The 5,238-nt window shown below is 72.0% G+C and carries 5 protein-coding genes and 2 pseudogenes; 3 read left to right on the top strand and 4 right to left on the bottom strand.

What is annotated here, in order from left to right; all coding sequences use genetic code 11:
• Positions 1-51: 51 nt before the first annotated feature.
• Complete coding sequence (locus K6I33_RS31490) at positions 52-402, top strand: VOC family protein (RefSeq protein WP_229357961.1); 351 nt, start codon at positions 52-54, stop codon at positions 400-402.
• A gap of 6 nt (positions 403-408) precedes the next feature.
• Here K6I33_RS31490 and K6I33_RS31495 read toward each other — a convergent pair whose 3' ends face one another.
• Entirely contained in the window at positions 409-1,014 is a 606-nt protein-coding gene (locus tag K6I33_RS31495; RefSeq protein ID WP_229357962.1) for an AAA family ATPase, read from the bottom strand.
• Positions 1,015-1,091: 77 nt separating this feature from the next.
• Entirely contained in the window at positions 1,092-1,748 is a 657-nt protein-coding gene (locus tag K6I33_RS31500; protein ID WP_229357963.1) for an HAD-IA family hydrolase, read from the bottom strand.
• A gap of 225 nt (positions 1,749-1,973) precedes the next feature.
• Here K6I33_RS31500 and K6I33_RS31505 point away from each other — a divergent pair, with 225 nt between their 5' ends.
• Complete coding sequence (locus K6I33_RS31505; RefSeq protein WP_229357964.1) at positions 1,974-4,058, top strand: MFS transporter; 2,085 nt, start codon at positions 1,974-1,976, stop codon at positions 4,056-4,058.
• A gap of 121 nt (positions 4,059-4,179) precedes the next feature.
• Here K6I33_RS31505 and K6I33_RS31510 read toward each other — a convergent pair whose 3' ends face one another.
• Complete coding sequence (locus K6I33_RS31510; protein WP_229357965.1) at positions 4,180-4,671, bottom strand: GNAT family N-acetyltransferase; 492 nt, start codon at positions 4,669-4,671, stop codon at positions 4,180-4,182.
• Positions 4,672-4,737: 66 nt separating this feature from the next.
• Positions 4,738-4,944 (bottom strand): annotated as a pseudogene (locus tag K6I33_RS31515) (antibiotic biosynthesis monooxygenase); the annotation flags it as partial.
• A gap of 22 nt (positions 4,945-4,966) precedes the next feature.
• On the opposite strand from K6I33_RS31515, the pseudogene K6I33_RS31520 reads away from it, so the two are divergent.
• Positions 4,967-5,238, top strand: a pseudogene (locus K6I33_RS31520) (hypothetical protein); the annotation flags it as partial.

Below are 5,238 nucleotides of genomic sequence, written 5' to 3' on the forward strand. Positions count from 1 at the left end.
GGATCGCGGGGCTTCGGATTTTCCTGCCGATCGTTCGCGAGGATGCCTCGCATGATCAACGGTGCCCACGTGATCCTCTACAGCCGCGACGCCGACGCCGACCGGGCCTTCGTCCGTGACGTCCTCGGCTTTCCCGGCGTCGACGCCGGGGGCGGCTGGCTCGTCTTCAGGCTGCCGCCCGCCGAGGTGGCCGTGCACCCCGTCGACGGTGAGCCCACGCACGAGCTCTATCTGATGTGCGACGACATCGATGCCCAGGTGGAGGAGTTCGCCGGTAAAGGGGTCGAAATCGTTCGGGGCGTCAGTGACCGGGGGTGGGGGCGGCTCGCCGCCGTTCGGCTGCCCAGTGGTGGGGAGCTCGCGTTCTATGAGCCGCGTCATCCAGTCGCGCACGGCCTCTGACGGGTTTCAGTCGAAGCGGATGTGCTTCACGCCCGTCCACGCCCGGCGCAGGCGGCCCTTCAGGGGGCCGTCCGTGTTCGGGGTCAACCGCAGGCCCGCCGAGGCCGCGATCGTGTCGGCGACCTGCGCGATCGTGATGTCGTCGGTCCGGATGTGCTCGCCGAACTCCGGATCGCGCAGCCGTTCCAGGCATACGTCCAGCTTCGACACCGCGAAGGTCTCGCGTCGCAGCGACGCGCCCAGGCCGCGCTCGCGCAGCCGGCGCAGGACCGTCTCCCGGCGGGCGAGGAGCGCGTAGTGGCGGACGTCGTGGCCGTCGTCGCGCAGGCGGCCGACGGTTTCGGCGAAGTACGTGCTGTTCACGATCGTCATCGGGACGATCACCGGGCCCGTGGTGTGCCCGGTCAGGGCCAGGTCGAGGACCTCGTGGACGGCCCGGCGCCAGACCGGCAGGTCCTGGAAGTCGCCGCGCAGTGCCGGCGGCAGCATCCGGTGGAGGCCGAAGCCCGCGTGCTCGGGGTCGCAGACGACGCTGCCGGGGAGGCGGCGGTGGAGTTCGTACGCCGTCTGGGTCTTGCCGCCCCCGAAGGGGCCGTTGATCCATAGGAGCATGCGGCGAGCCTAAGCGGCGAGCCTAGGGGGCCCGCCGCCCGTGCTCAGTCCGTGCTCGGTCCGTGCTCGGTCCGTGCTCAGTCCGTCGTGATCCGCAGGACGATCCCGCCGTCCGCGTCCGTCTCGACCCGTACCGCCGTGAGGTCCGCCACCGCCACGTCCGGGCCGTGGGCGGCCGCGCGCGGGCCGACGCCCACGACGCGCATGCCGGCCGCGCGGCCCGCCGCGATGCCCGCCTCGGAGTCCTCGAAGACGACGCAGTCCGCCGGGGCGAAGCCCAGCTCGGCCGCGCCCTTGAGGAAGCCCTCCGGGTCCGGCTTGCTGGCGCTGACGGACTCGGCCGTCACCCGCACCGCCGGCATGGGCAGGCCCGCCGCGCCCATGCGGGCGTCGGACAGGGCGCGGTCGGCGGAGGTGACCAGGGCGTGCGGGAGGGCGGCCAGGGCGGCCATGAAGGCGGGGGCGCCGGGGACCGGGACGACGCCGTCGACGTCGGCGGTCTCGGCGGCCAGCATCCGGCGGTTGTCCTCGTGGTTGAGCTCCATGGGGCGCTCGGGGAGGAGGACGGCCATGGTGGCGTAGCCCTGGCGGCCGTGGACGACCTTCATGACCTCGTCGCCGTCCAGGCCGTGCTCGTCCGCCCAGCCGCGCCAGCAGCGCTCGACGACCGCGTCGGAATTGACGATCGTGCCGTCCATGTCCAGGAGGAGGGCTCGGGCCGTGAGGGTCGTCATGGGGAGCTCCAAGCAGGCGCGCGGAAGAAGCGGAAAGAAGACGAGCGGAAGAAGACAAGTGGCTCCACCCACCGGTCAGGGAGTGCGGATGGAGCCACTTTGTTTCTCAAAGATACAAAACGGACCCGGGAGAACGCCAACGGCCCTGGTCGGCGTAGTCCGACGGGCCGGAATCGGCCATCCGGACGACCATGGGAGGAGCGATCCGAACCCGAGGAGTTGCCCATGGCCCAGGACACCCCGGGCCCGGCCGGAACGGCCCGGGCCGCCCCCGGAGCGCCACCCATACCCGGCGAGGGGCTGCCGAAGGGCGGTGTGCGCGTCGCGATCGGCGCGCTGCTGCTCGGCATGCTGCTGGCGGCCCTCGACCAGACGATCGTCTCCACCGCCCTGCCGACGATCGTCAGCGACCTCGGCGGCCTGGAGCACCTCTCCTGGGTCGTCACCGCCTACATGCTCGCGTCCACCGCCGCCACGCCCCTGTGGGGCAAGCTCGGCGACCAGTACGGGCGCAAGAAGCTCTTCCAGACCGCCATCGTGATCTTCCTCGTGGGCTCCGCGCTCTGCGGCCTCGCCCGGAACATGCCCGAGCTGATCGGCTTCCGCGCCCTCCAGGGCCTGGGCGGCGGCGGGCTGATGGTGCTGTCGATGGCGATCGTCGGCGACATCGTGCCGCCCCGGGACCGGGGCCGCTACCAGGGCCTCTTCGGCGCGGTCTTCGGCGGGACGAGCGTGCTGGGCCCCCTGCTCGGCGGGCTCTTCGTGGACCACCTCAGCTGGCGCTGGGTGTTCTACGTCAACCTCCCCATCGGCATCGTCGCCCTCGCCGTCATCGCCGCCGTCCTCCACATCCCGGCCAGCCGCGTCCCGCACCGCATCGACTACCTCGGCACCTTCCTCATCGCCGTCGTCGCCGTCTGCCTGGTGCTGATGACCTCGCTGGGCGGCACCACCTACGCCTGGTCGTCCTGGCAGATCGTCGGCCTCGGCGTGGTGGGCGCGGTGCTGCTGGTGCCCTTCATCGCCGTCGAGCGGCGCGCCGCCGAGCCCGTGCTGCCACCCGGGCTGTTCCGGATCCACACCTTCACGCTCTGCTCGGTGATCGGCTTCGTCGTCGGCTTCGCGATGTTCGGCTCCATGACCTACCTGCCGACGTTCCTCCAGGTCGTCCACGGCGTGTCGCCGACCCTGTCCGGGGTGCACATGCTGCCGATGGTGGCCGGTCTGCTGATCGCCTCGACCGGCTCCGGCCAGATCGTCAGCCGCACCGGGCGCTACAAGGTCTTCCCCATCGCCGGGACCGCCGTGATGACCATCGGCCTGCTCCTGCTCCACCAGCTGGACCCGACCGTCAGCACCGCGATGATGAGCACGTACTTCTTCGTCTTCGGCTTCGGGCTGGGCCTGGTCATGCAGGTCCTCGTGCTCATCGTGCAGAACTCCGTCGGCTACGAGGACCTCGGTGTCGCCACCTCCGGCGCGACCTTCTTCCGCTCCATCGGCGCGTCCTTCGGCGTCTCGATCTTCGGCACGATCTTCACCAACAAGCTCGGCCCCCGGATCGCCGACGCTCTCGCCGGCGTCCCCCTGCCGCCCGGCGTCACCCCCGAGGCCCTCAAGTCCGACCCCCGGATCGTGCACCGGCTGCCGCCCGCCCAGCGCACCGGCGTCCTGGAGGCCTACTCCCAGTCGATCACCGACGTCTTCCTCTACGCCGTGCCGCCCGCCCTCCTCGCCTTCGCCCTCGCCTGGCTGCTCAGGGAGGAGCCGCTGCGCGGCAGCGTCACCGCGCCCGACACCAGCGAGGTCGTCGCCAGCAACCCCGTGGAGCGCTCCTCGCGCGACGAGGTCGCCCGCGCCCTCTCCCTGCTCGGCAGCCGCGAGGGCCGCCGCAAGGTCTACGAGAAGATCGGCCAACGGGCCGGAGTGGACCTCAAACCCGCCGCCAACTGGATGCTGCTGCGCATCAAACGCGACGGCCATGCCGAGCCCGCGATCCTCGCCGAGCGCGCGGACCTCCCGCTGCGCGTCGTCACCGAGGCCGCCCGCCAGCTGGAGATCCGGGGACTGGTCCGGCGCGAGGGACTGCGGCTCCTCCTCACCGACGAGGGACAGCAGGTGGCGGACAAACTCTTCCGGGCCCGCGAGCAGATGCTCGCGGAACTCCTGGGCGACTGGTGGACGGCCGCCGACCGCCCCCACGACCTGAGCTGCCTCGTCGACGAGCTCAACCGCGAACTGTGCGGCTCCGACGCCGAACAGCCGCGCGACGGCGAGGCGGCGGGCGACAAGCCCGACCACCGCCGCTGAGCGGTCCGCTCCGCGGGGAGTGCGGTACGTCATCTGCCGGTGCGTCGTGGCTGGTCGCGCCCACGCGGCGGTAGCCGCAAATCGACACCGCCCCGCGCCCCTTCGGGCGCTCAGCCGGCGCCTAAGCCCCGGTCAGCTCCTTGCCGAGCCACACCTCCGAGTACACGTCCCCCTCCTTGTACGGGGCGACGTCACCGAAGCCGTGCCGCGCGTACAGCGCCCGTGCCTCCACCAGGTCCCGCCGGGTCTCCAGCACGATCCGCGCCGCACCCCACGCCCGCGCCACGTCCTCGGCCGCGCCCAGCAGCGCGCCCGAGCCGCCCAGCCCCCGCCGGTCCGCCCGTACGAACATCCGGCACACCTCGGCCGTACGCGCGTCCAGCCGCCGCACACCCACGCACCCCGCCGGCTCCCCGCCGTACCGGGCCACCAGCAGCACCCCGGGGTCCTCGCTCCGCATCTCGGCCAGATGCCGCTCGATCTCCTCGGGCGCGCACCGGCGTCCTTCGTACAGCAGATACCAGCGGTCGGCGACGTCGACGAGATACTCCCGCAGCAGCGCGGCCGACTCCGGGGAGCCGACCGGCTGCGGGGACACGGTCCAGGTGGTCATGCGGCGGATGGTCGCACGGAGGCGGCCATCCGGGCAGAGCATTTTCCGGTGGCGGTCAGCCCTGCTTCAGCCCTGCTTCGGCGCGGCCTGCTGGACGACCTCGAACGACCACACCGTCGAGCCCGTGGCGGCGGGCCGGTGCTTGGGGGCGCCCTCGCCGCCGCCCTGGTGGGCGGCCTTCATCGGGCCCTCCATCCACGCCTGGAAGTCCTCCTCGCTGCGCCAGCGCGTGTAGACGAGGTAGTTGTCCGTGCCTTCCAGCGGACAGAGGATTCTTCAATGTACCTTTCCCGGCATGGACGCAGACCTTGTAGAGCGTGCGCAGTGGGGGAACTTAGAAGGGCAGAACTGGGCGGTGCTCGTCCGGCTGTCCACGGACGAAGCCGACGACAACCTGAAGGATGACGCCTCGGGCACAGAGCGGCGCGCTCCGACGTACGGCCGGGACATCCGGAGCACCCAGGAACAGGAGCGAGACGGACGTGAGTTCGTCAAGGGCGCGCCTTCGGCGCGCCGGGACGGGCCGGGGGCCCCGGCGGGCTGCGGCCTGGCGGCCGGTCCCCCACC

Origin of the sequence: Streptomyces sp. UNOB3_S3, assembly GCF_020740895.1 — a bacterium.
Classification (GTDB): domain Bacteria; phylum Actinomycetota; class Actinomycetes; order Streptomycetales; family Streptomycetaceae; genus Streptomyces.